Below are 26441 nucleotides of genomic sequence, written 5' to 3'. Positions count from 1 at the left end.
AGCTAGGCCTCAGTATGGTTAATTACTTAGATGCTTTTTTCACTATATCTGCAAATGCCGTAGGTTCGTTTACAGCAAGCTCTGATAAGATTTTTCTGTCTAATGTTATGTTAGTCTTTTTTAAAGAACTAATAAACGCGCTGTAGGTAGTGTTATTGAGTCTTGCTGCTGCATTGATTCGCGCATTCCATAACGTACGGAACGTACGTTTTTTGTTACGCCTATCACGGTACGAATACTGCATGGCTTTTATAACACCCTGTTTGCCCATGCGGTAGCTACGACGTCGCGAGTGCGTCATGCCTTTTGTGGCGGCACGTACCTTAAGATGCTTTTTATGTGAGGTTGCGCCTCGTTTAACTCTCATTGTTAGACTCCTAATTTTCGCTTAATATTTGTACGAGTTTTACCTGTCATTTCGCGCATACCGGCGTAGGTTCGCTTCCGAGATGCTGATTTCTTCTCTAAGAAGTGGTTCCCAAAGCTCTTCCGGGACATCACTTTACCAGTTTTGGTAATTTTTACCCGACTCTTTGTTCCACTATGGCTTTTTAACTTTGGCATGACTACTCCTTATGACTGCACTAATTTGTCTACCAGCGAATTGAGGTGGTTGATCAACAACTGCAATTTCACCAATAATGTTAATAATTTTATCCATTAACGCATACCCAATTTCTTTGTGAGCCAGCTCGCGACCACGAAAGATGACACTAATGCGTACTTTGTCTCCATCTTCTAGAAAAGAAACAACTTTCTTAAGCTTAACAGCAATATCGTGATCGCTAATTTTAAGCCCAAAGCGCATTTGTTTTAGATCGCCCGCTTTGGCGTTCTTCCTACTTTTTTGCAGCTGTTTCGTCTTTTGATAATTGTATTTACCCCAATCTATTATTTTTGCAACTGGTGGTGTCGCACCGGGGGAAATCTCTACCAAATCTAGTTCTGCTGCCTGAGCTGCCCGAAGAGCCTCTTGTTTAGACAGTACCCCTAATTGGTTTCCATCTTCATCTATAACTCGTAATTCGGTCGCTCTTATTGCCTCGTTGAGACGGGTGTGCTTGTTAATGTAATCTTCTCCTTTTTCAGATACTGACTATAACAGATTACGTCACTGGGGTCAACAATTTAGATTTATAATACCGTTTGTTTTGGTCTATATTGCAGCGCTTCGGTAATATGTGCCGTTGTTATCTCATTTGATTTCTCTAGGTCGGCAATCGTACGGGCTAACTTTACCGTCTTCATGTATGAACGTGCCGATATATCCATTTTTTGAGCGGCACTATTGAGAAATGATTCTGCATCTTTGTTAATATTCATCACACGCTTAAGTTCTTTATTAGAAAGCCGTGCGTTCGGGGCATCTGTGCGTTGTTTTTGTATCTTTCTGGCTGTGCTAACAATCACTTTTATGTCAGGAGATTCTTTAAGGCTAGTTTTCTTTAGTAAATTTTCGTGATCTACAGTAGACACAGTAAAATGCATGTCGATACGATCTAATATTGGTCCTGAAATCTTTTTTTGGTATCTGGCTATTTCGTGGGCGTTGCAGGTGCATGCTTTGGTGCTCCCATAATACCCACACGGACATGGATTGCTGGTTGCCATAAGTATAAAATCACTTGGGTATGTGGTACTAGATTGCGCCCGAGAGATTGTTACAACATTATCTTCTAGTGGCTGACGAAGAGCTTCTATAATAGACCGAGGGAATTCGGGCAGCTCATCTAAAAACAAAACCCCATTGTGCGCAAGACTTATTTCACCAGGGCGTAGCGTGTGCCCACCACCAATAATCGCAACATTACTAGAAGTATGATGTGGTGACCTAAGTGGTGGATGAGTCAGTAGCATTTCTATTTCTGCTCCTGCCAAGCTATGGATATGTGTTGTTTCTAGTGATTGTTCTAAGGTAAGATCGGGCAAAATACTTATGAATGCTTTGGCGAGCATACTTTTTCCTGTGCCAGGGGGCCCTGATAACAGAATATTATGACCGCCTGCTGCAGCGATAATGAGTGCTCGTTTTGCAGCTTGTTGCCCAATAATTTCAGCAAAATCAATGGGTTCAACGAGAGCAGAAATCTTGTTCGTAGACAGCAAACCAGGCTGAGCTGCTATTAAAGGTCTATTGCCATTCAAATGTTCTACAATAGACTTTAAATTAGGTACAGCATACGCAGATTGCAGTCCAAGAGCCTGAACTTGCATGCTATTTTGAGTAGGGAAGTATATGTCTTTGGTATTGTCGCTGATATAGCTTTTAAGTAAACCAATAATACCTCGTGTTGCGTGTATAGAACCATCTAAACCAAGTTCTCCGATGGCAACGATAGGTTTCTTAAGCGCTATTTGTTTATCCGCATGCAGTATACCAAGCGCGATAGCTGTATCGAGGCTAGAACTATTCTTCTGTATATCTGCGGGTGCTAAATTAACAATTATGCGTTTTCTTGGGAATACATATCCACTTGCTACAATTGCTGCTCTGATCCGTTCTTTTGATTCATCTACTGCTTTACTTGCGAGTCCTACTATGGTGAGAGATGGCAGCCCATTAGAAGTGCTACATTCTACATGTACCGCAACCGAAGTGTAGCCAATACTAATAGGTGATTCAATCATACCCCCTATAGTACAACAATATGAGTATGAATAAAAAATACCGTCATCAAGCTGCGGGTGATGACGGTATATAGGTTTTTGTGTCTGTGTAAAACCTGATTTGCTTGGAACAACGGCTTGCGAGAAGCCGTTGTTATTAAAGCCAGGTTTTTGTTTTTGAGCACTTTTTTTATTCAAGCGCTAAGTTCATAGTAAAGGATAAGCAAAATTGCTGTCAATGACTTTTTTATAATTTTAGGTAATTAATACAAACTGCATTTTTTTAAATACAGCTACTGCTAGACGTATTAATATGTTTTTGAAGGGTAAGTTATCGCTCATAATAACAAACCGTGGTGGTTGTTTCTGCTTCGTAACCACACACAATAAAAACCTTAATCTTTGTAGTGTTGTGTGCATAATGAACAACCTATAGAGATTCGCTAGAACGTATAAACGTAGTCCTACGAAATATCTATCGGCCATACCATAAAAGCACCTGAAAGCAGCATACATGTAAACAACTTAATTATGTATACAGAAAATATGTTATATTTATAACAACAAAATAATTAACTAATATACAGATGAAAGTAGTAATAATAACTACGTTATACTTGACTAAAATGCATTATTTTGCTACGCTTCATACATGTAAGAAAAACATAAAAACCTTACAAAATGTACAAACAAGTGTTCGTTAACGCCCTCGAAGCCCTAAAGGCAGAGAGAGCGGTCAGTCAAAGTTCTGCCAGACGGTAAGCGCTAAATAGTAATTTTACAGAGCGGATTTACCGTCTCAGAACTCCAAGTATACATTTTACGTTGTTGGTGAATATCCGCCTGGTTGGGGGCGGATATTCACTTTTATGAGAAACTTAAGGTATGGTTAAAAGTATGAAAAAACAGATATTGTTCCTTACGACTAGTTTATTAAGCTTATCAACTATATTTTTGATTTTCGCTGGCAGTATTACACCAAAAACGGATACAGCCGTACCTGTCTTGATTATATTAATCTTAGTATATGTATTATCGGCGAATGTTATAGCCTTATTTTTTGCTTTGTATACAGGAAAGAGTTGGTATAGCCATATCACTATGACTTTCTTATTTGCATGCGTACCACCAGCTCTTATTATGTTTGCTTCGCTCCGGCAGGCAACAGTACTAGATTTATTTATATTATTTGCAACAATCATATTGATAGCATGGTATGCCACATATAAAAAATAAATGGTATAAACATAAACTCTTTATTTTGATATACTAACCTCTGATGGATGGAATGCAAACACCACCGCAACACGAGTTGCCAAAACCTCACGTATCTAACGGAGAGGCCTTGCCAGATTTTGGCAAAGAGGGTTTTGGTCATGTAACACCAGAGTTAAAAGTTGCTCCCATGCCAGGTGAGCGTTTATCTGCAGCAAATAGCGCCGTTTCCCAAGCGGTAAGTGCGGTTGCAGTACCTGCTATGCCGTTGCAGCAGCTTCAGCCGAGTACCGACCCTCAGAGTACAGCAGCGGTGATAGCTGATGATAACGATGTGATTGAGAAGGAATGGGTAGATAAAGCTAAAGAAATTGTCGTTCGAACACAAGGTGATCCACATGCAAAGTCTAATCAGCTGACTGGTTTAAAGAAAGAGTACATACAGCAACGCTATGGAAAAACAATTGCTATCCCCAAAGAAGACACGTCTAAAAAGTAATAATATGGTACGACATGAGTAGTTCGGCCTCATTTTTACTTATAGTTATTTTGGTGGTAATCCCCAGTTTAGCTGGTGGAATGTTATTCTTTGCAAGGAAAAACCTACGAGAAGCAAAGAACTACGAAAGAGGCTTAAAAATGGTACCTTTGCTTATCCATTTACCACCAAGCAGTGACGATCTAGAAAGCAAAGGCCGCGATGCTCGCGATATAGCCGACGAGAGTATATTCAAGGCGCAAACTCTGTATAACATACTGGCGAGTACCACCAAGAAAGGCTTTAAAAGTAACTTGTATGGTCAGCGACATATTAGCTTAGAAATTGTAGCGCATAAGGGAAAAGTGTATTTTTATACGGCCGCTCCAATTACATTGGTGCCGGTAATAGAACAAGCAATCTTGAGCGCCTACCCAAATAGCCGGTTAGAAGAAGTAGCCGAACATAATATATTTAGCCCTGTCGGTAAAGCGAGCGGTACCATTGGCGGGGAATTAGTGCTAAAAGAATCGTCGGTATATCCTATAGCGACGTATCAAGAGATTAAGCGTGATACTATGCAGGCCTTGTTAAACGCCTTGTCGTCACTAGAAAGAGAAGATGGTGCGGGGGTTCAAATACTTATTAGGCCTACCAGCTCGGGCTGGACTAAGCTAGCCAGTACCGAGTCAAGTAATTTACGGCAAGGCAAGAAAAATAGAAAAGGTGCAGATTTGGCTTTTTGGTGGGTCCGCCAAATATTCACAGCGCCGGTTAAACCACCAGAGGCAAAAGAAGGTCAAAACTCAGTAGAACCACCAACTGTTTCTGGTACCGATCAAGCCCGCGCAGAAGCAATAGAAGAAAAAGCTCGGCATAATGGTTTTGAAGTCTTGGTTCGGGTAGTAGCGTCGTCTAATATTTCGCACCGATCGCAAGTTATTTTAAACAACATTGTCGCAGTATTTTCTTTATATGAAGCTACCGGCAGAAATGGGTTTAAATTTATTCCAGCCAAGGATATAGACAGCTTTGTTCTCGCGTATATTTTACGATTTTTCCCACCAGAATACAGAAAGAGTATTTTAAATGATGTAGAACTAGCAACGATATTTCATTTGCCAGATTCTTCTAATGTCCCAACCACACAGCTTGAGCGTCAACAGTCAAAACAAGTTGATGGACCTCGTAATTTGCTTGAAGATGGGCTCTTACTTGGCTACAACGTTTTTAGGGGTGCCAAAAAGCCTATCAGGCTGAGCGAAAACGATCGCCGCCGCCATATGTATATTGTCGGTCAGACCGGTGTCGGTAAATCTGTATTTTTAGAGAACCTTGCGCTGCAAGATATGATAGAAGGTCGTGGGTTTGCTTTTATTGATCCTCACGGTGACACAGCTGAGACTCTGCTAGGAATGGTGCCAAAAGAAAGAACAGAAGATGTAATTTATTTTTGTCCGTCAGATATGGATTATCCTCTTGGGCTTAACTTATTTGAATATAGCTTGCCTGAACAAAAAGACTTTTTGATTCAAGAAGTAATTTCTATGTTGTATAAATTATATGACCCTCAACATCAAGGAATTATTGGGCCACGCTACGAACATATCTTTAGAAATTGTGCATTACTCCTTATGGCAGATCCTCACGGTGGAACTTTTATAGACATACCTAAACTACTTACGGACTATGATTACGCAAAACAAAAACTGAAATACACAAATGATCGTATGGTGCTAGATTTCTGGACGAAAGAGTTTCCAAATTCACAACGTTCTAACGAATCCGGAGAAGTGACAAGCTGGGTCGTTAGCAAGTTTGGAGCCTTTATGTCTAACGAAATGATGCGTAACATTATTGGCCAGAATACTAGTTCCTTTGACCTTAGAAAAATCATGGACGAAGGTAAAATATTACTGGTTAATCTAAGTAAGGGGCGGACAGGTGAGCTTAACTCAAAGCTTTTAGGGATGATTTTTGTTATGAAATTTCAAGCAGCAGCCATGAGCCGGGCAGATATACCAGAAGCTCAGCGGAGGGATTTTAGTTTATATGTAGACGAATTTCAAAATTTCTCAACAGATTCTTTTGCTACCATTTTAAGTGAGGCTCGTAAATTTGGACTAAACCTTATAGTGGCGAACCAGTTTACCACCCAACTAACTGAAGAAGTTCGGGATGCTATTTTTGGAAACATTGGTACCGTTATTTCACATCGTGTTGGTAATCAAGATGCAGAAGTGCTTGAACGGTACTTTAGACCTATCTTTGATATAGACGACTTACAGCAGCTACCCAACTATAATACAATTGTAAAAATGCTCATTGGAGGCGTGCCCACGCAACCTTTCAGTATGGCTAACCTCCCGCCACTAGGCCATACAAACAAGCAACTATCAGATGCTCTTAAACAGCTTTCAGCAGTTAAATACGGTAGACCAAAAGCGATTGTGGAGAAAGAAATCTTCAATAGACTCACGACAGAAGAAAAACCCAAACCAACCCTGGGTGCGAGGGGAGGAGCTTTCGGTGGAGGGATTGCACCTCCTAAGCCGCCCGGCCAGAGCTCGTTTTTAGATGATTGGCTGGCAAAGCGCCGAGCGCAAGACGCCAAACGTATTACGAATCCGGCGATGGCGGCTGGGCCACAACAAACAGCAGCTCAAGCAGCCCCAACAACCCCCAAGGCTGCAGAGACAGTACCAAAAGGCGATATTTCTACCAACCGAAATATCAGTAGTAAAACTGTAGATAACCAAGAAATAGATTCCATTGCAAATAAACTCAAAGAATCACTCAATACAAAAACAGATACCACAAGTAGTTCTCAACAAGGTACCTCTACCCAAAAAGATAGTATTGTGGCAAAAACTGGTACAAAAGGTATGTTTTCTCATGATGACACAATACATATAGACAAGAATGGTAATCTAACCTCTAAAACCAGTTCATAAAAAACGAAAAAAGAAATACGTGCGTTAGTTGTGTTTACGGCGCCGATTTTTTAGAGGTTTGCTTGCGATATCAACGATAAACACTAATACAAAACCGATTACATATAACACAATGAGGCTACTTAAGGGTATTGTAAAACCAAAATACCGGGCAGTGAGTAGTAAGCCGAGTCCAGCGAAGACCATGACGATGCCTCCGCCTAGAATTGCGCTGGAACGTCCCACAGTGTCCGCGCCAAGCTCGCTTATAGTTTCAATAGTATCGTTATGTATAATTTTACTAAAAACGCGCTCTGTGGGCTTTAGCTGGCTTTGTACACGCTTAATTGTGTGGGTATACACACCAAGTTTAACGCTGCGGGTAATATAGTGATGAGGTCGCTGATGATGCTCTTTTTCTGTGTGGGTTATGTTTAAGCTATCTTTGCTTTTAGCCTGACTTTCTATTGTCTTATAAATAGCCTCTTTAGAATGTGTACGTTCAGGAGACGTGTGCGTCTCGTGTTTACGAATAGTTTCGTGGTGGTATGGTTTTTTCTCAGTGTGATTAGACTGTTGTTCGTGGTTGTGGCGAAGTTTTTCTGACATACCTATAGTCCTCCCGCTTGAAACTCTTTTTGAATAATACCCAATTCTTTTGAGAGTAGTTTATTACGATAGTAAAAATAGGCAACAACGACTACTATCAGTGTACTCATTAGTAACGTGCTTCCTGGACCAGTATTAGGTAGCATGCTCGCAGTTTGTTCAATAGCTTTTGAACCAGGTTTATTCAGCTTAACAACAACTGTTCGGCCAAACTTATTGTGCATTTCATAGTCATACGATAATGGGTTAGACAATGATATTGGTGTAGCAGGCAAAGGATCTTTGACCTTAACGGCGAATGTTTTAGTTATGGTTTGCCCGGGCGCAATTGTAGTAGCTGCCCATGTAATTTTGCTGGTTTCTTTATTAAGCACACCGTCGTTAAGTGTCACAATATCGGCATATTCTAAAATATCACGTATATCTTCAGCGTATTCACCAGAGAGCGCTAGGTCTACGGCTGGGCTGGCACCTTGGTTGGTGATAGTAAGACTATACGTTAGCTGATCACCAGGGTTGGCGGTTGTGTTGTTCGCGTTATCAATATTTTGTGTCTCATTCCGAACACGTTTATCTGTTACCAAGATTGGTCCATTAACGTCTGGTTTATTAATTGTTTCTTCGTACATACAGTTTTGGCTGGGCTGAACCTGCCCATTAGCAGCAATGACCTCACTTTTGATTATGTACGTGCCTGCATCAGGGAAGCTGCCCGTATACGAATACACTCCTTGGCTTGTTGCATTTTGTGAAGAGCCAGCTAATTGCCCATTTATGTAAAAGTCAACCTGTCGCACAGCAGCGCCCGGCTGGCTGGCGACCGTAGTTTGCAGTTCTCTGGTGTTCCAGGCTGATGCAGCGACTACTTGTAAATTACTACAACTAAGTTGGGGTACACTACAACTTTGATTATACGGAATCTGCGAGCCGTCTGGGCATTGAACTAGGCAGGCTCCAACACCTCCCGCGGGAATAGGTAACCCTGTACCAGGGCACGTAGGCTTAACAACCGTAATGCATGTAGTATCTTTTGCTTCAGCACGTTTGGCGTTCCCGGCATTAATTACCACTGCATTACACAGCTTCTTAGTAGTGGCTTTGGTAGATTTTGTTGTTACCGTTATTTGGTGCCATCTATTTCCTGGGCTTAAACTACTGTTTTTATTAGCTATTTCCCAAGTGAGGGTTTGACCTTTTTTATGAAAGCGTACATCGGCAGTACTTTTGTACGAAACGTACTCTAGCCCAGCAGGTAAGCTATCGGTAATTTTTGTCTGGTTACTCGCAATAGCACCAGTATTACGGAATCTAATGTCGTATGTACTCTTTTCTCCCTCATTGATGGTAGATTTAGAAGTTAGTTGTTTGGTTATTTCAAAGTTCGGTTTTTTAGCACCTTTTTCGTACACAATATTTCCGCAACCTTTAAGTAATATCCAAAACCTAAATCCGTACGTAGATATTCCTGTTAGAGCAGGGTAACCGTTTGGGAATTCGTTTTTGCGCCAATATTTAAGGGGAAATTCATAAATTCCACCATCTATGGCTCCTTGAATTGGCACAAAGGTATCTGCATATTTGGTAGTGCTTCTAGAAGTGTTTATGTAGTTTGAGTTGTTATCTTTAATAGTAGTTTTGGTTGCGTTTTCAATTTGAGCTTCGCCGATACCGTAATGATCAAAAATTGCTCTTATGTCTTTTCGGCCTTGCGTGTCTTGGTTATTACGATACGCACGTAACACATCTTTTTTAGTAGTTGCTCCGTATACTATGTCTGATGTGTTGGTGGCTAACGAGGCTTCTGGTGGAAAAGCGACAGCAAAAATCTGTATGCCAAAGCCAACCAGTATTAATATAAAACCAATACGTCGTATAGCGTGCTCCTGCTTGAGCCTATGCGCATAAAAGGCTACATCTGATAGCAAAGAAGGTTGGAATGGTAGGTTTGATATTAATTTTCGAAACATTTTTGTATATATACTAATGAACAATTATTGTACCCTTTTATATAACCAGTTATTACACTAAAAGGCAATATTCTTATGGTTGAAACATTGCCCTGAAAAATATATAATTGAGTGTGATACTAAACAGAGAGAGTAAGTAGTAGGGTATGAGTAAACAAACAGCTGCGGCCGCAGCGTCTTACGATGCCGGCCAGATTCAAGTGTTAGAAGGCTTAGAGCCTGTTCGTAAAAGACCGGGTATGTATATTGGTGGTACGGGTCGTGATGGGCTTCATCACTTAATAAAAGAAATTGCCGACAACTCCGTAGACGAAGCTATTGCTGGTCATGCGAGTGAAGTGCGCGTCCGATTATTGGCAGATGGTGGCGTAGAAGTGTCTGATGATGGGAGGGGTATCCCAATAGACATCCACCCTAAAACAGGCAAAAGTACACTAGAAACTGTTCTTACCATTTTGCACGCGGGTGGAAAATTCGGTGGTGGTGGTTATAAAGTCTCCAGTGGTTTGCACGGTGTTGGTCTTAGCGTTGTGAATGCGCTATCAAACCGAATGATTGCCCAAGTCTATAAAGATGGCAAAACGTATCAACAGACGTACGAAAAAGGTGTACCGACTTCCGAACTAGAGATAATTGGTAAAACAGATAAAACAGGCACCACAATAACTTTTTGGCCTGATGATACAATTTTTCAAGAAACAAATTTTGATTACGAATGGGTTGTAGATTATTTGCGACACCAGGCGTACTTAACCAAAGGGGTCAAGACGCTTGTTATCGATGACATTGCGTCGCAGGAATACTGCTTTTATTTTGAAGGTGGTATACAAAGTTACGTTCGCCATTTGAATATTGGCAAAGACGTAGTCGGTGACAAGATATTTTACGTCGAAAAACAAATACAGGACGTAGGTGTAGAAATTGCACTGCAGTATAACGATTCGTTTAACGAAACCGTTAAGGCGTTTGCTAATAATGTTTTTAACCCAGACGGAGGCACACACATGGTGGGCTTTCGTGCGGCACTTACGAGGGTAATAAATGACTATGCACGTAAGAATAGTCTCCTAAAAGAGAAAGACGATAATTTATCTGGTGATGACGTTCGTGAAGGTCTAACATCTGTGATTTTAGTAAAAATCCCTGATCCTCAGTTTGAAGGACAAACAAAGAACAAACTTGGGAACCCTGAAATCCGTGGTTACGTAGAAAAAGTAATGTCAGAATATTTTTCATATTACCTAGAGGAGAACCCAGCCGTCGCCAAAGGCATTATAGGTAAAGCGCTGCTTGCCGCGCGTGCCCGAAAAGCAGCCCGCGCCGCCAGAGATAGTATCATTCGCAAAGGCGTATTAGATGGCGCTAGCATGCCAGGTAAACTATCTGATTGTTCTTCTAAGGATCCAGCCGATTCCGAGATTTATCTCGTAGAGGGTGACTCTGCGGGTGGGTCCGCCAAGAGTGGGCGTGATAGTAAGACACAAGCTATTTTGCCGCTCAGAGGTAAAGTGTTGAATGTAGAACGAGCCAGATTAGACAAAATGCTTGCAAACAACGAAATTGTAAGTCTCATTAAAGCACTTGGTGTTGGTATAGATGAACAGTTTGATATTAGTGGCTTGCGCTATCACCGCATTATTATCATGACAGATGCAGACGTAGATGGATCACACATTAGCACGTTGCTACTAACCTTTTTCTTCAGATATATGGCACCAGTAATAGAGGGTGGTTATATGTACTTAGCAAAACCACCACTCTTTGCTATTAAACTAAGTGCGACCAAGAAGAGATATGCTTATTCAGATGAAGAGCGTGACTCTATATTGCAAGAGCTCGTAGAAGCGAGAAAAGCTGCTGGCGTAACAATTGATCCTAGTGATGATATTAGAAAACAGGCAGGTGTTTCAGAAGTGCAAAGATATAAAGGTCTTGGTGAAATGGACGCCGATCAATTATGGGAAACAACCATGAATCCAGAAAACAGAGTGCTCATTCAAGTAAAGATAGAAGATGCAGAAAAGGCAGACGCAATCTTTAATAAGTTAATGGGAGAAGAAGTAGATTTGCGCAAAAACTTTATACAGTCACGAGCTAAATTTGTAAAGGATTTGGATATATAATATGGACGAAGATGTAGTAAAAGATACACCAGATATGGAAATTATTCCTGCTCAAACACATTCAAGAGAAGTAGAACTTACCTCTGTTGAAAATATCATGGAAGATAGCTACCTACGCTACTCTATGAGTGTCATTGTGTCGCGTGCATTACCTGACGTACGTGATGGACTTAAGCCTGTTCATCGTCGTATTTTATACACCATGAACCTCGAGGGTCTACGTGCCGGAGCACGTCATCGTAAATCCGCAACGGTGGTAGGTTCTGTGATGGGTGATTACCACCCGCATGGCGATTCTGCCATTTACGATTCTATGGTACGTATGGCTCAAGATTGGTCTATGCGTTACACATTGGTTGATGGCCAAGGTAACTTTGGCTCTATGGACGGAGATCCGCCAGCAGCCATGCGATACACAGAAGCCCGTATGGCTCGGGTCGCAGAAGAAATGCTCGTAGATATAGATAAAGAAACGGTTGACTGGCGTGATAACTATGACGGCCGCAAGCAAGAACCAACTGTCTTACCCGCACGTTTACCGAATCTTCTTTTAAACGGACAGATTGGAATAGCGGTAGGAATGGCTACGTCTATACCTCCACATAACTTGGGTGAAATTATTGATGCGATTACGCATCTTATAGACACACCAGAAGCAAGTACCGACGATCTATTGCAATATGTGAAAGGTCCTGATTTCCCTACGGGTGGCATAGTGTACGGTAGTGAATCGTTAACAACTGCTTATAAGACTGGCCGTGGTGGTGTGGTTGTCAGGGGTGTGGCAGATATTCAGGAGCGTTCTAAAAAAGGTGCATTCAGAATTGTTATATCGGAAATTCCTTACAATCTAAACAAAGCGTCACTTATAGAGAAAATTGCTGATTTAGTAAAAGATAAAAAGATTACCGGCATATCTGACTTACGAGACGAAAGTGCCCGCGGTATTGTGCGTATTGTGGTAGACCTGAAAAAAGATGCATACCCTAAAAAAGTATTGAATCAATTATATAAACTTACTCCACTGCAAACATCGTTTCATTACAATATGCTCGCGTTAGTTGATGGTATTCAACCACGAGTTCTGAGCCTTAGTGATATATTGCACGAATATATTAAGCATCGCCAAGTTGTCGTACGGCGCAGGACTGAATTCGAGCTCAAGAAGGCAGAGGCTCGTGCCCACATACTAGAAGGATATAAAGTAGCCTTAGATAATATAGACGAAGTAATTCGTGTCATACGTGCTTCTAAGACGGTAGAAGAAGCTTCCAAGAACCTTATGCAGCAATTTAAGCTGTCTGAGATTCAGGCAAAATCTATCTTAGCGTTGCCACTTAGAACACTAACAGGTCTAGAGCGACAAAAAATTGAAGATGAACTTGCCGAACTTATCAAACTTATTACTAACCTCAAGGCTATTTTGGCAGATGAAACCAAGATATTGGGTATTATCAAGCAAGAACTTGCCGACCTTAAAGAGCGCTACGGTGATGAGCGACGTACCAAGATAGTCTCTCAAGAGCTTGGAAAGTTTAGTGACGAAGAACTAATTCCTGATGAACAAGTAGTAGTAACTCTAACAACAGAAAACTATATTAAACGAAGCCCAGCTGTAGACTATAAAAGACAAGGTCGCGGTGGTAAGGGTCGTCGCGGTATGACAACCAGAGATGAAGATCTTATAGAACATCTTGTTATTGCCAGCACGCATGACTTTTTGCTGTTCTTTACCAATAAAGGAAGGGTATTCCGACTAAAAGGTTACGAAATTCCAGCAACTGGCCTCAATGCAAAGGGCGTTGCTATTGTAAACCTATTGCAGTTACAGCCTGAAGAAAAAGTAAGTGCACTTATAAGGGTAAGCAAGTCAGAAGAGAACGGATATTTGTTCATGGCAACAGTACGGGGTGTTGTAAAGAAAACTGCATACGAACAGTACAGAAATGTACGCACCTCTGGGCTCATAGCAATTAACCTAGATGATGGTGATGAATTAAAGTGGATTCGCTTTAGCACAGGAGATAACGAAGTAGTTATTTCTACATCGTTAGGTCAAGCGATACGGTTCCATGAAAAAGAAGTTAGGGCTATGGGGAGAGTATCTAGGGGTGTACGTGGAATACGTTTGCGCCCGAACGATTACGTTATCGGCATGGATATAGTTCACGAAGATTCAAATATATTTGTTATTAGCGAACTAGGGTATGGCAAGCGTACGAAGGTTGCTCAGTTTACTGCTCATAAAAGGGGTGGTGTAGGTATTAGATCAGCGGTTGTTAACAAAAAAACCGGTAATCTAATTGGTGTCGCCAATCTTACAGAAGAAGCGAATGAGGTGATTATCATTTCTTCTCAAGGGCAAACTATACGTTTAGGCATTAAAGATATATCAGAACTCGGTCGCGCAACTCAAGGTGTTCGTATCATGCGTTTAAATAACGGTGATAGTGTTGTTTCTCTTGCATTGGTAGCGAAGGTCTTACAAGAAGTAGAAGAGACGGCAGACGACAGTGAATAAGTATGCTATTTTAGTTGCTCCTTTTGCTGGCTGGATAATAGCTCAATTATTAAAATTCATTTTTACCCTAAGAAAAGATGGTATTCAATTTAGTGATGCTATTCAATCTGGTGGCATGCCAAGTTCGCACGCTGCGTTTACCAGTTCTTTGACTACAGCCGTGGGGTATCAATATGGAATCAGTTCTGCCTATTTTGCAATAGCTGTAGCATTTACTGCAATTGTCATGTACGACGCTATGGGGGTAAGACGTACTACTGGCGAGCAAACCAAGGCGCTGCAGCAGCTAGCAAAAAAGACGAATATTAAGCTTGCAGTACTGCATGATGCTCGGGGGCACTCACCAGTAGAAGTCTTAGCTGGTCTGGTTGTTGGGATCATCACCGGACTGCTAACAGTAGTATTATTGTAGAAAAATCTACTACATTTAATGTCCGTACATGCTTGACCCGGCGGTGGATTTAGAGTAGTATTACTAAAGATATTTTGAGGCGCATTGTTTAATGTGCTCAAAAAATCGGACGTTAAAAATTGAATAGTGCAGCGTCAACGTCAAGTTGATAAGTAAATTTCTTTTTAAGTAATTTCAAGATAAGTCAGCGCAGATTTTTTTTAAGTCTGTTCTTTAATGGAGAGTTTGATCCTGGCTCAGGATGAACGCTGGCGGCGTGCCTAATACATGCAAGTCGAGCGGCAGCGCGGTCTTCGGACTGGCGGCGAGCGGCGGACGGCAGAGTAACGCGTAGGAACATGCCCCAAAGTGAGGAATAACTGCCCGAAAGGGTGGCTAATGCCGCATATGCTCTTCGGAGTAAAGCTTTATGCGCTTTGGGAGTGGCCTGCGTCTGATTAGCTTGTTGGTGAGGTAAAAGCTCACCAAGGCGACGATCGGTAGCTGGTCTGAGAGGATGATCAGCCTGACTGGAACTGAGAACGGTCCAGACTCCTACGGGAGGCAGCAGTAGGGAATTTTCCACAATGGGCGAGAGCCTGATGGAGCAACGCCGCGTGCAGGATGAATGCCTTCGGGTTGTAAACTGCTTTTATGTGCGAAGAATTTGACTGTAACACATGAATAAGGATCGGCTAACTACGTGCCAGCAGCCGCGGTCATACGTAGGATCCAAGCGTTATCCGGAATTACTGGGCGTAAAGAGTTGCGTAGGTGGATTGTTAAGTGGGACGTGAAAGCGTACGGCTCAACCGTATTATTGCGTTCCAAACTGGCAAACTAGAGTGCGAGAGAGGTAGATGGAATTCCCAGTGTAGGAGTGAAATCCGTAGATATTGGGAGGAACACCGATGGCGTAGGCAGTCTACTGGCTCGTTACTGACACTAAGGCACGAAAGCGTGGGTAGCAAACGGGATTAGATACCCCGGTAGTCCACGCTGTAAACGATGGATGCTAGCTGTTACTCACATCGACCTGAGTAGTAGCGAAGTTAACGCGTTAAGCATCCCGCCTGGGGAGTACGGTCGCAAGATTAAAACTCAAAGGAATTGACGGGGACCCGCACAAGCGGTGGAGCGTGTTGTTTAATTCGATGGTAAGCGAAGAACCTTACCCAGACTTGACATCCTGCGAAGGCTTCCGAAAGGAAACTGTGCCTTCGGGAACGCAGTGACAGGTGTTGCATGGCCGTCGTCAGCTCGTGTCGTGAGATGTATGGTTAAGTCCATTAACGAGCGCAACCCTTGTGTTTAGTTGAATTTCTCTAAACAGACTGCCCTGGCAACAGGGAGGAAGGAGGGGATGACGTCAGGTCAGTATTGCCCTTACGTCTGGGGCTACAAACACGCTACAATGGCCGGTACAAAGGGCAGCCAACCCGCGAGGGGGAGCAAATCCCATCAAAGCCGGTCCCAGTTCGGATTGCAGGCTGAAACTCGCCTGCATGAAGTCGGAATCGCTAGTAACGGTGAGTCAGCACATTACCGTGAATACGTTCCCGGGTCTTGTACACACCGCCCGTCAAGCCATGAAAGTCGCCAACACCCAAAGTCTGAGCTTTGCCTCGGCCTAAGGTGGGGGAGATGATTGGGGTTAAGTCGTAACAAGGTATCCGTACCGGAAGGTGCGGATGGATTACCTCCTTTCTAGGGAGTAGCAATCTCGCATTATGCGAGATGGTCGGTCTGGTAGCAAGTTGAAATCACTTGTTGCTTTATCACCTCTTATGGGGTGACAGATGATTTCAAAAAAATCGTTGACGCGCACTATTCAATATTTAACGTACAAAGGGTGCTTCTCGTATAGCAAGAAGCACCCTTTTGCATAATAAGTACTTTTACAAATATGCTATTATTAGGTACAATTTGTTAGGCTAGTATTTATGGGGCAATAGCTCAGTTGGCTAGAGCACCTGCTTTGCAAGCAGGGGGTCCGGGGTTCGAGTCCCCGTTGCTCCACCAGTGTATAACAACGAGACAAGTGGCCTGGTGTGTCACTTACAATTGGTAGTCACTGGTACAGTACTTTTAAATGTACTTTAAGTAACTATTGGCAGGGGCGATTAACTCAGCTGGTTAGAGCGTGTCACTGTAAATGCAAGTTAACAATTCGTAAGTCACAACTGGGATGGGCGATTAGCTCAGCTGGTTAGAGCGCGTCACTGATAATGACGAGGTCGGTGGTTCAAGTCCTCCATCGCCCACCAGTTGGGGCTTATGTCTTATCATTTTCTCAACAGAGATAATGACGAGGTCGGTGGTTCAAGTCCTCCATCGCCCACCAAAATGAAGCTTATAATTACGATCCGTAGTAAATAAGCATAACCATAAAAACAGATATAAAATAGTAGTAAATGTCGCAACAATAATTGCTTTACTTTATTGATGACAGTTGCTACTATGATATGGGTCAAGTCTAGGCGCTTGTTTGAGGCGCATAAAAATCCTTAAACAAACGTGTAGACTTGAAACAGGGTATCTAACAGATAATCTCTGTTCAAGTTAGTATCTTAACAATTTAGAGCATACTGTATACACCTCACAGGATAATGTATACAGTAGTAAATATGACAAACGGCAAACAGCTATTGGTAAACACCAATAGCTAGTTAATGAAATCAATGCATAAAAAGTTACATAAGCGCACATAACGGATGCCTTGACGTAAGATACCGAAGAAGGACGTGATAGGCTGCGATAAGCCGCGGGGAGTTGCCAAATAAACGGTGAACCGCGGATGTCCTAATGGGGGAACCCGGCTAGGGTCATACCTAGTCACTCTTATCTGAACACATAGGATAGGTAGAGGTAAGCTCCTGAACTGAAACATCTTAGTAGGGAGAGGAAAAGAAAGTAAACAACGATTCCGGCAGTAGTGGCGAGCGACCCCGGAAGAGCCCAAACCTTTTTAGTTTCCGTTGCAAAACGGATAAGTTGACAGACGAATATTAAAAGGGGGTTGTGAGGATCAAATAGCCAAGTGAGAATACTACGTTCGCGTAGTCGTCTCACTTGAGAATACAGACTGTCATTTCTGTATGTAAGGTAAAAAATTAGCGAGGCGAGCAGAAATGTTTGGAACGATATGCCATAGACGGTGAGAGCCCGGTATGCAAAGTATCGCTAACCTTATTATTTGGTGGGATATATCCCTAGAAACAACCTAATTTATTAGATTGTTTTGACACTCAAGTAGGTCGGAACACGAGAAACTCTGACTGAAGCTGGAAGGACCACCTTCCAAGGCTAAACATATCTTACGATCGATAGCGAACAAGTACCGCGAGGGAAAGGTAAAAAGAACCCCGAAAGGGGAGTGAAATAGATTCTGAAATTGTGTGCGTACAAGGAGTCGGAGCGGTCTTTTAGACTGTGACGGCGTGCTTTTTGTAGAACGATCCAGCGAGTTATTGGCAGGTGCGAGCTTAAGGTTTATACCGGAGGCGTAGTGAAAGCGAGGCTGAATAGGCCGATTAGTATCTGTTAATAGACCCGAAACCGGGTGACCTAACCATGGGCAGGCTGAAGCGTGGGTAAAACTACGTGGAGGGCCGAACCGTAGAGAATTGCAAAACTCCCGGATGACCTGTGGTTAGCGGTGAAATGCCAATCGAACTCGGAGATAGCTGGTTCTCCTCGAAATAGCTTTAGGGCTAGCGTTGTGTAGTAGCAAGTGGGGGTAGAGCTCTGTTTCGGACTGAGGCCCGCGAGGGTACTCACCCTTGATAAACTACGAATACCATTTGTGTAAGCACAGCAGTTAGAACGTCGGGGCTAAGCTCGGCGCTCGAAAGGGAAACAGCCCAGACCATCATCTAAGGTCCCTAAATTTACGCTCAGTGGGAAACGAGGTGGGGTTTCTTAAACAATGAGGATGTTGGCTTAGAAGCAGCCATTCATTTAAAGAGTGCGTAACAGCTCACTCATCAAGAGACCCTGCGCGGAAAATGTAACGGGGCTAAAGCGTAATACCGAAGATATGGATTGTCACATTAGTGGCAGTGGTAGAGGAGCGTTGTTGTCTGCAGTGAAGTTGAACTGTAAGGTTTGGTGGAGCGGCAACAAGTGAGAATGCTGGAATAAGTAACTTTAAGACAGGTGAGAAACCTGTCCGCCGAAAGAGCAAGGTTTCCTGGGCCATGGTAATCATCCCAGGGTTAGTCGGGCCTAAGCCGAGGCGCGTAGCGTAGGCGATGGACAACGGGTTAATATTCCCGTACCGGCGATATTGTTGCTCACAGATTCGCGGCATGGTAGTTGGAGCAGTCTAATGGTATGACTGTCTAAGCGTCTAGGATTCGTCTGAAGCGCGAATGAGAGTGTCCTTTCGGACACGATTCCAGTGACCCAAGCTGACCAGAAAAGTCTGTGAGTGTATAGATATTGCCGACCGTACCGCAAACCGACACAGGTGCTCAGGTCGAGTAGACCAAGGCGTACGAGAGAACCCTTCTTAAGGAACTCGGCAATACAGCGACCGTAACTTCGGGATAAGGTCTGCCCCGTCACAGTGTTTATTACTGTGAAGGAGTTGTTGTAATAGCAACAACAGTATTGGCAAGTTTTCTTTTTGAAAACACTCACACTGATCATTACAAGATCAGCCAAAAGTCCTTAAAAAGTTATAACTTCTTTTTAGGGCAACCGAAGATTTGAGAGAAGAAAGCTACAGCCTTTATAACACATTTAGTAATAAATAGTGTGACGGGGCCGCAGCGAAAGAACCCATGCAACTGTTTACCAAAAACACAGGTCTCTGCTAACACGAAAGTGGATGTATAGGGGCTGACTCCTGCCCAGTGCTGGAAGGTTAAGGGGCGTGCTTCACGGCACAAACTGAAGCCCCAGTGAACGGCGGCGGTAACTATAACCGTCCTAAGGTAGCGAAATTCCTTGTCAGGTAAGAAACTTGCCTGAAGATTGTGGCAACACAATGTAAGTAAACCAACTAATAACGAGGAAGCCTAAGCGTCTGGTCAAGACGATTGGTAATCTCGTGGCAATCCCTTTAACTAAGGGGAAGCCGTAACGACTGATCCGAAAGGAGAGGTACATGACGCAAAATGTACAATACGTTGGCTCTCGCTTACAAGAAACGACGCTTACGGAGCAAGCATGGTATATTACCGGATTTGTAGATGGGGAAGGTTGTTTTTCTGTCTCTTTCAACAAAAGAGCTAAGATGAAAACAGGTATCGAAGTGAGACCTAGTTTTTCAATAGGTCAAAACAAGAGAAGCCTTTCTGTCTTGAAAGATATTCAAGACTATTTCGGATGTGGAGCTATACGTTTTAGCAAACATGACCAAACTTACAAGTATGAAGTCAGGTCTGTAGGCGATTTAAGAACGAAAGTCTTACCACATTTTAAGAAATATCCATTACGTACGCAGAAGTTAGATGATTATATAACTTTTGCTTGGATATGCGATCAAATTGCAGCGTTGCAACACCTTAACAGTGTGAAATTAGCGGCAATTATCACAAAAGCATATGCCATGAACGAATCAGGTAAACGAAAATACACCATGAACGAACTCCTCCAAGTGATCGAAGCGAGATGAAGATATAGTCTGATCTGTAATGAAAATTACAGCTAACGATATGAAGTTCTGACCCGCACGAATGGAGTAATGATATGGGTACTGTCTCAAGAAGGGACTCGGTGAAAGTGCATTGGCGGTAAAGATGCCGTCTGTCCGCATCAGGACGAGAAGACCCCGTGGAGCTTTACTACAGCTTGACATTGAGCTGGGTGACAACATGTGTAGCATAGGTGGGAGACTATGAAGCCAACGCGCTAGCGATGGTGGAGTCTTCAGTGAAATACCACCCTTGTTGTTACTTTGTTCTTACTTGGACCGTTATCCGGTTCGAGGACAGTGTCTGGTGGGTAGTTTAACTGGGGCGGTTGCCTCCTAAAGAGTAGCGGAGGCGTTCAAAGGTTGGCTAGCTACGGATGGAAATCGTAGTGATAGTGCATACGCATAAGCCAGCTTGACTGTGAGGCCTACAAGCCAAGCAGGCACGAAAGTGGGAGTAAGTGACCCGTTGTCCATACATTATGTATATGAGTGTGGAATCGGCAACGCAAACGGATAAAAGTTACCCCGGGGATAACAGGCTTATAGCGCCCAATAGTTCACATAGACGGCGCTGTTTGGCACCTCGATGTCGGCTCATCTCATCCTGGGGCTGGAGCAGGTCCCAAGGGTCCGGCTGTTCGCCGGTTAAAGAGGTACGTGAGCTGGGTTCAGAACGTCGTGAGACAGTTCGGTTTATATCCGATGTGGACAATAGGAAATGTGAGGGAATCTGCCCCTAGTACGAGAGGACCGGGGTGGACGCACCGCTGGTGTACCAGTTGTCTGACCTACAGGCATAGCTGGGTAGCTAAGTGCGGTCTAGATAAGCGCTGAAAGCATATTAAGCGCGAAACTAATCCCAAGATTGCATTTCCCTATAGAGATCCCTGAAAGACGATCAGGTTGATAGGCGCAAGGTGTACGTGTAGCAATACATTCAGCCAAAGCGTACTAATAGATCCATCGACTTTTTATGCATCTCGTATGATGTAATATCGTTTTGTTGCATCGTACGAGAAATTGGCAGTAATTAACTAGCTATTTGTGTTTGTCATAATGCTTTTTGTAACAATATCTATCGTTGATGGACGTCGATATAAGTCCCTGCAGTCTAGTATAGAGCGGGACTAATATCGGTGCCCATGGCGCTAGGGAAACACCTGTTCCCATGCCGAACACAGTAGTTAAGCCTAGCAGCGGTTACAATACTTGGCCAATCAAAGCCTGGGAAAATAGCACGGTGCCGAATTATATAAAAGCCCTCCGAATAGGAGGGCTTTTATCTTTTGTTACAGCGTGCTATTTTCCCTATATTATGATAAATAGCGGGGTTCCCCGCAAAATAATTTTTGTGGGGTCTTGTCACGGTGCCGTAATTTATAAAAGCCCTCCGAACAGGAAAGCTTTTATCTATTATACTTGTGGAAAACTCTGCACAGTATAATTATTATGTTGTAAATTAACATACAATATATTTAGCAATAATTTCATGAATCTATGCATGCTATATCTGTAACGATGTATATATAACTACATATTGTACACATTATTTACACATTTTTGTAGTATTCACATGTTCTATTTTTGTGTATACAAAGTGCCTTGCTTGCTGCGGCTAATCATATATACTTAAATCTGTAAACCAAAACAGCGGTATACACACACAAACACTAAAAAAACAAAAAACCAAAAAACCAACATGCTGCGCAAATGGCGTTATTGGCTAAAAGGCCGCAACGTCGCACCTACCAACAGATATCTTAGGCACAGATCCCACATAAGCGGGCCTGTGTTTTTTGTTTTTATAGACTTACAAAATTATGTACATACGTACTACATCCTGGTAGTACCAATTCCCACTCAACCCGTATATTCCATCGCACCATTACTGCCAGCTCTCTTTTGTTCACCCTCACTCTCAGCCTCCTTACCGCTGTATATCTATATACGCCCGCCTTCACACCCAACGCGTTAGCAGCCGCCAACACCACCATTAACTTCCAATGCTATTACCTATTCTACTGTAGTTAATGCCCAAACTGCTTCTTTTCAGTTAGGTTTATCTAGCGCAACTATGAATAGCAATACAACTGTTTCTGACCGCTTTTATTACGACAACAAATACATCAGGTTTTTATATCAATCCTAATAGTATTTTATATAATGGTAGTATAACCATAATCAGTATTAGAGAAGTTAGCTTTAACACAAGTGTACTGGCAATTAAAGACAGCTCGAACAATGTTGCATTAGAGCTTAGAGCGACCAGTAGAAGCAGCAATAATACTGGTTTAGGTCAAAACTCTTTAAGATTAAACACAACAGGCGATAATAACACGGCTATAGGTGCTAATAGCCTAAGTGTTGTTACTAGTGGCACATCAAACACAGCCATCGGCTCTAATAGTCAACGCAATAACAGCAATGGCACCGCTAATGCTTCAATCGGTTTGTATAGTCTATACTATAATCAATGGGGAAGTGCTAATGTCGCTGTTGGTACTTACAGCTTATTTTTCAATCAAAATTCTAGTAACACTGCTGTCGGTGATAGTAGCCTATACTCTAACACTAATGGCAGTGAAAATGTTGCTATAGGTCGCAATAGTTTATATTACAATACCACCGGCTGGGGCAATACTGCTGTCGGGAGAAGTAGTCTAATTAATAGTACAGGTTCAAGTAATATCGCAATTGGCTACCAGGCTGGAGATAATTTAACTGCTGGCGACACAAACATCATAATTGGCTATGACATAGATGCCCAAAGCACAACAGGTTCCAACCAACTATCAATAGGCAATGTCATCTTTGGTGGCGGTGGCTTTGGTACTGGTACTACCGTAGGTACTGGCTGTATAGGTATTGGTGGCGTACAAGACGGCACCGACAAGCTAAGGGTTTATGGTGATGTTAAAGTGGGCACCAGCGGTACCAATGGTTGTATAAAACGGTTTGATGGTGCCGCATTAACTGGTACATGTTCATCTGATGAACGCTTTAAAGAAGAAGTTACTAGTATGAGTGGTATCTTAAATAAAGTTGCTAACTTACAAGCAGTGACCTATAAGTTCAACCAACTTGGTAAAACTACTATACTGGTGCTACGGGTAACGAAATACAATATGGCCTTATAGCTCAGCAAGTATTACAGGTAGCACCTGAACTAGTATCTACTGACGAAAACGGCTACCTAAAGCTGCGCTACGACTTACTACCTATTTATGCCATAGCAGCCATAGGCGAACAGCAAACTCAAATAACTGACGCTCAAGATCGCTTAGCCGCCCTAGAAAACTCTATCCAACCAGCCTCTAACAACATTCTAGATCTTACCAACGGTGGCACCATACAAGGTAACCTCAATGTAGTAGGCAACCTAAATGTCACTGGCCCAGTAACCATGAGTAGCCTAACCGTAACAGACGATGTTGTCATAGCCGGCAACCTAACAGTCCAAAATGTCACAGTAGCTAACCTAACAGTCAACGGCCACATAATAACAGCTGGCAACACCCAACAGCTACTGTAGGCACTGCAGCTGGAGTAGAAGATACCAATAACAACATACCAGCTCCACAAGTAACCACCATAGAGGGCAACGACACCGCCGGTACCATAACTATAGTTGCTGGTGCTAATACTACGGCTGGAACGCTTGCAGAGGTTACGTTTAATCAAGCATTCGGTAACACCCCCAAGGTAGTAATTACTGGCCAAGACATAGACAGTGCCAGTATACAAGTATTTGCAACACCAACTGCTAATGGTTTTACTTTTGGGACACCCAACACCACGCAAACCAGCAAAACATACAAGTATTCATACTTTGTAATAGAGTAATGTTGCATCAGTAATTATCAAAATTACCTTTAAACTCTCTATATCCCTGTGGATAACTCTACCCCCTCAAATATTGTTGTTGTAATAATGCATACAGTGTGAAGCACTGTTGGTAGCTCTGTGTTTTATATATTGCTCCTGTAACGATGTAAGTAACGCTACATATTGCACACACTATGTATGTGTTTTTATGTTTCTTTCTGTGTTCTATTTTTGTATACAAAAAGTCTTGTACATCTCTGTTGCCTCAGATATGCTGGTAAGTAAGTTTGTCAAAAGCAAAAAACTAAATAAACAAAGTCATCCGCAGACAAACCGCAACAAAAAACGCTCATTACATCCGCAATGTAGTGCAGCCTAAATAAAAATAAATATCCGCAGTGAACAGACTATCCCGCACTAGTCACATACTTTCACGCACCCGTCATCTCCTCCGTCGTCGTGGTAAGGCCGCACCTACCCACAAGACAACAAAGCAGATGATCCACGAGGTGCTTCTTTTGCATGCTGTGCTTCCTCCATCATCCAACAACTTGTATCCAGCAGCTCGGTCTTCTCTCGTAACAAAGCTTTCCCGCTTTGCTTTGCTTGCTCTTGCTCTTGTCACCATCCTCTCCTTGTATATATATCTATATACGCCCGCCTTCACACCCGTAGCTAAAGCAGCCGCTAACACCACCATTAACTTCCAAGCCCGTATCCTCACCAACACTGGCGCCCTGGTGCCTGATGGCTACTACAACGTCCAGTTTAAACTGTACGATGCAGCCTCTGGTGGCACACTACTCTGGACAGACACTCGCTACGACACCAATGGCGCCGCACCTGGCAATGACTACCGTGTCCAGGTCAAGAACGGCTACCTGACCGTCAGCCTGGCAGATACCACCGCTGGTGGTACAGCCTTTCCTGGCACCATAGACTGGAGCCAAGAACTCTGGCTCAGCATGAACATCGGCGGTCCCACCCAAACCGCCACCCCACCATGGAATGGTGAGATGAACCCTCGCATCAAGGTAACGGCTGTACCATACGCCTTTGCTGCCCAACAAGCCCAAACCCTCAAAGGAGCCACGGGCTCCTTTACGGCTGACCAACTGGCCCAACTGGCACCTAGTGCCACCCAAACTGTCAATTCAGCCAACACAGCACTGCGCATCAACCAAACCGGAGCAGGTAGCTTACTGCAGTTCCAAGCCAGTGGCAATGACCGACTGCTACTGGCCGCCAATGGTAACCTCACCGTGGCGGGCACTGGTGTCTTTCAGGGTGCCAGTGTGTCTATTGGCACCACCTCCCAAGCAGGTGTCCTCACCTTAAGCGATGGCAGTACCAACACCACCACCATTCAAGCTGCTGCCACTGCCGGCAATCTGACCTTCACCCTCCCAAATGCCTATGGCGGTAGTGGTGACTGTATTGTTGGCAACGGAGCAGGTGGTCTATCTTTCAGTGCCACTTGTGGCTCAGGCGGTGGTGGCGCACCAGTTGGTGCCAGCTACCTCACCCTCGCCCTAGACGGTACCTTAACGGGTGAACGAGTCTTAACCGCTGGCACTAACATTAGCGTGGCTGACACAGGTGCCAATGGCACCCTGACCATCAATGTCGCCAACTCCCCAACCTTTAGTGGTACCCTCACCGTCCAGGGTGCAACCATCAGCGTTGGTACAACGACTCAACAAGGTAGTCTCGTGCTCAACGATGGCTCTAGCAACACTACCACGCTGCAGTCAGCTGCCATTGCTAGTAACCTGACCTTTAAGCTCCCGAGTGGCTATGGTGGTAGTGGTGACTGTATTGTCGGTGATGCAGCTGGTAACCTCAGCTTTAGTAGTACCTGTGGAACAGGTGGCAGTGGTAGTGCACCAATTGCCGCTAGCTACCTCACACTTGGTCTAGACGGCAGCCTCACCAACGAACGAGTCCTGACGGCTGGTTCTAACATCTCCATCACAGATGGTGGGGCGAATGGGAACTTAACCGTAGGTCTGACAAATGCCAGCCTTAGCATTACGGCTGGCACTGGCTTAACAGGTGGTGGCGCGGTGGCATTGGGTGGCAGTGTCACCCTCACCAGCAGTCTCGGTACCACCATAGGGCAGTGAAG

Annotated in this window: 14 protein-coding genes, 2 tRNA genes and 3 rRNA genes; 13 read left to right on the top strand and 6 right to left on the bottom strand. The window is 43.4% G+C overall.

What is annotated here, in order from left to right; translation table 11 throughout:
- Nucleotides 1-22: 22 nt before the first annotated feature.
- The 4 genes from rplT to H6795_02475 form a co-directional block, all read right to left on the bottom strand.
- Nucleotides 23-367: a 50S ribosomal protein L20 gene (rplT, locus tag H6795_02490; GenBank protein MCB9817385.1), complete on the bottom strand. Its 345-nt coding sequence runs from the start codon at nucleotides 365-367 to the stop codon at nucleotides 23-25.
- Between the two features lie 2 nt (nucleotides 368-369).
- Nucleotides 370-564 (bottom strand): 50S ribosomal protein L35, encoded by a 195-nt coding sequence (gene rpmI, locus H6795_02485; GenBank protein ID MCB9817384.1) that lies wholly within the window; start codon nucleotides 562-564, stop codon nucleotides 370-372.
- Nucleotides 542-1069 (bottom strand): translation initiation factor IF-3, encoded by a 528-nt coding sequence (locus H6795_02480; protein MCB9817383.1) that lies wholly within the window; start codon nucleotides 1067-1069, stop codon nucleotides 542-544. The genes rpmI and H6795_02480 overlap by 23 nt, the downstream gene beginning before the upstream one ends.
- 65 nt (nucleotides 1070-1134) lie before the next feature.
- Nucleotides 1135-2805: a YifB family Mg chelatase-like AAA ATPase gene (locus H6795_02475; GenBank protein MCB9817382.1), complete on the bottom strand. Its 1671-nt coding sequence runs from the start codon at nucleotides 2803-2805 to the stop codon at nucleotides 1135-1137.
- Nucleotides 2806-3504: 699 nt separating this feature from the next.
- On the opposite strand from H6795_02475, the gene H6795_02470 reads away from it, so the two are divergent.
- The 3 genes from H6795_02470 to H6795_02460 are packed head-to-tail and all read left to right on the top strand — an operon-like array spanning nucleotide 3505 to nucleotide 7254.
- Nucleotides 3505-3843, top strand: a complete 339-nt coding sequence (locus tag H6795_02470; protein MCB9817381.1) for a hypothetical protein — start codon at nucleotides 3505-3507, stop codon at nucleotides 3841-3843.
- Between the two features lie 43 nt (nucleotides 3844-3886).
- Nucleotides 3887-4321, top strand: a complete 435-nt coding sequence (locus H6795_02465) for a hypothetical protein (GenBank protein MCB9817380.1) — start codon at nucleotides 3887-3889, stop codon at nucleotides 4319-4321.
- Between the two features lie 14 nt (nucleotides 4322-4335).
- Entirely contained in the window at nucleotides 4336-7254 is a 2919-nt protein-coding gene (locus H6795_02460; GenBank protein ID MCB9817379.1) for an ATP-binding protein, read from the top strand.
- A 24-nt stretch (nucleotides 7255-7278) separates the two neighbouring features.
- Here H6795_02460 and H6795_02455 read toward each other — a convergent pair whose 3' ends face one another.
- Together H6795_02455 and H6795_02450 are read right to left on the bottom strand one after the other, a co-directional pair.
- The gene (locus H6795_02455; GenBank protein MCB9817378.1) at nucleotides 7279-7842 is read right to left on the bottom strand and encodes a hypothetical protein; all 564 of its coding nucleotides are present in this window, start codon (nucleotides 7840-7842) and stop codon (nucleotides 7279-7281) included.
- 2 nt (nucleotides 7843-7844) lie between these two features.
- A complete protein-coding gene (locus tag H6795_02450; protein ID MCB9817377.1) occupies nucleotides 7845-9809 on the bottom strand; it encodes a DUF11 domain-containing protein in 1965 nt (654 codons plus the stop codon).
- Between the two features lie 146 nt (nucleotides 9810-9955).
- Here H6795_02450 and gyrB point away from each other — a divergent pair, with 146 nt between their 5' ends.
- The 10 genes from gyrB to H6795_02400 all read left to right on the top strand — a co-directional run bounded on the left by gyrB (nucleotide 9956) and on the right by H6795_02400 (nucleotide 26439).
- On the top strand, nucleotides 9956-11932 hold the full coding sequence (gene gyrB / locus H6795_02445; GenBank protein MCB9817376.1) for a DNA topoisomerase (ATP-hydrolyzing) subunit B: 1977 nt from the start codon (nucleotides 9956-9958) through the stop codon (nucleotides 11930-11932).
- 1 nt (nucleotide 11933) lies between these two features.
- A complete protein-coding gene (gene gyrA / locus H6795_02440) occupies nucleotides 11934-14453 on the top strand; it encodes a DNA gyrase subunit A (GenBank protein MCB9817375.1) in 2520 nt (839 codons plus the stop codon).
- Nucleotides 14446-14865, top strand: coding sequence for a divergent PAP2 family protein (locus H6795_02435; protein MCB9817374.1), 420 nt, complete (start codon nucleotides 14446-14448; stop codon nucleotides 14863-14865). Before gyrA ends, H6795_02435 begins: the two co-directional genes overlap by 8 nt.
- Nucleotides 14866-15078: 213 nt before the next feature.
- Nucleotides 15079-16553: ribosomal RNA gene (locus tag H6795_02430) — 16S ribosomal RNA — on the top strand.
- 236 nt (nucleotides 16554-16789) lie between these two features.
- Nucleotides 16790-16866: transfer RNA gene (locus H6795_02425), tRNA-Ala, on the top strand.
- 168 nt (nucleotides 16867-17034) lie between these two features.
- Nucleotides 17035-17111, top strand: a tRNA-Ile gene (locus tag H6795_02420).
- Nucleotides 17112-17533: 422 nt separating this feature from the next.
- A 23S ribosomal RNA gene (locus H6795_02415) occupies nucleotides 17534-21463 on the top strand.
- 157 nt (nucleotides 21464-21620) lie between these two features.
- Nucleotides 21621-21737: ribosomal RNA gene (rrf, locus tag H6795_02410) — 5S ribosomal RNA — on the top strand.
- The 16S, 23S and 5S rRNA genes sit together here with 2 tRNA genes alongside, the layout of an rRNA operon.
- Before the next feature lie 1201 nt (nucleotides 21738-22938).
- Complete coding sequence (locus H6795_02405) at nucleotides 22939-23625, top strand: tail fiber domain-containing protein (protein ID MCB9817373.1); 687 nt, start codon at nucleotides 22939-22941, stop codon at nucleotides 23623-23625.
- Between the two features lie 1185 nt (nucleotides 23626-24810).
- Nucleotides 24811-26439 carry a hypothetical protein gene (locus tag H6795_02400; GenBank protein MCB9817372.1) on the top strand — a complete coding sequence of 543 codons (1629 nt, stop codon included), beginning with the start codon at nucleotides 24811-24813 and terminating at the stop codon, nucleotides 26437-26439.
- Nucleotides 26440-26441 lie beyond the last annotated feature (2 nt).

The organism is Candidatus Nomurabacteria bacterium, assembly GCA_020631975.1.
Classification (GTDB): domain Bacteria; phylum Patescibacteriota; class Saccharimonadia; order Saccharimonadales; family CAIOMD01; genus JACKGO01.
Note: the sequence above shows the minus strand (reverse complement) of the source record. Positions and strands in the feature narration are given on the sequence as shown.

Excerpts from the sequence above, each read along its gene's own strand:
- rplT (MCB9817385.1), bottom strand. The coding sequence starts at position 367 with ATGAGAGTTAAACGAGGCGCAACCTCACATAAAAAGCATCTTAAGGTA.
- gyrB (MCB9817376.1), top strand. The coding sequence starts at position 9,956 with ATGAGTAAACAAACAGCTGCGGCCGCAGCGTCTTACGATGCCGGCCAG.
- H6795_02470 (MCB9817381.1), top strand. The coding sequence starts at position 3,505 with ATGAAAAAACAGATATTGTTCCTTACGACTAGTTTATTAAGCTTATCA.
- gyrA (MCB9817375.1), top strand. The coding sequence starts at position 11,934 with ATGGACGAAGATGTAGTAAAAGATACACCAGATATGGAAATTATTCCT.
- H6795_02400 (MCB9817372.1), top strand. The coding sequence starts at position 24,811 with ATGATCCACGAGGTGCTTCTTTTGCATGCTGTGCTTCCTCCATCATCC.
- H6795_02465 (MCB9817380.1), top strand. The coding sequence starts at position 3,887 with ATGGATGGAATGCAAACACCACCGCAACACGAGTTGCCAAAACCTCAC.
- H6795_02460 (MCB9817379.1), top strand. The coding sequence starts at position 4,336 with ATGAGTAGTTCGGCCTCATTTTTACTTATAGTTATTTTGGTGGTAATC.
- H6795_02455 (MCB9817378.1), bottom strand. The coding sequence starts at position 7,842 with ATGTCAGAAAAACTTCGCCACAACCACGAACAACAGTCTAATCACACT.
- H6795_02450 (MCB9817377.1), bottom strand. The coding sequence starts at position 9,809 with ATGTTTCGAAAATTAATATCAAACCTACCATTCCAACCTTCTTTGCTA.
- rpmI (MCB9817384.1), bottom strand. The coding sequence starts at position 564 with ATGCCAAAGTTAAAAAGCCATAGTGGAACAAAGAGTCGGGTAAAAATT.